The organism is Flagellimonas flava (assembly GCF_050617915.1).
Classification (GTDB): domain Bacteria; phylum Bacteroidota; class Bacteroidia; order Flavobacteriales; family Flavobacteriaceae; genus Flagellimonas; species Flagellimonas flava_A.
Window position 1 is genome coordinate 1 of the sequence record NZ_JBODQE010000164.1, and the last position, 239, is coordinate 239.

1 protein-coding gene is annotated in these 239 nt (G+C 42.7%); it reads right to left on the minus strand.

Annotated features, from left to right (window positions below):
* Positions 1–239: hypothetical protein (locus tag ACRHOZ_RS21405; RefSeq protein ID WP_431130400.1), on the minus strand; the 239-nt coding region annotated here is incomplete at both ends.

Below are 239 nucleotides of genomic sequence, written 5' to 3' on the forward strand. Positions count from 1 at the left end.
GGGCTGTACCTTTGGTTTAGAGGAGGCATACTTTTCGGGAAACTGAATAGAATCTATACTCCGCATCTGTTCAATCAACTCGTCCTTCTCACTCTTCTTGCTTCTTTCAAGACCGGTGGTGGTGTATGAACGACTTCTCCTTTTTTTGGTTCTCGGAACAGTTTGCATCTTTTTCGTAGCCGATTTTTTTTGATAAGCATCCTTTCGCTCCTGGATCAAGTTTTGGAGCGAATCAATCT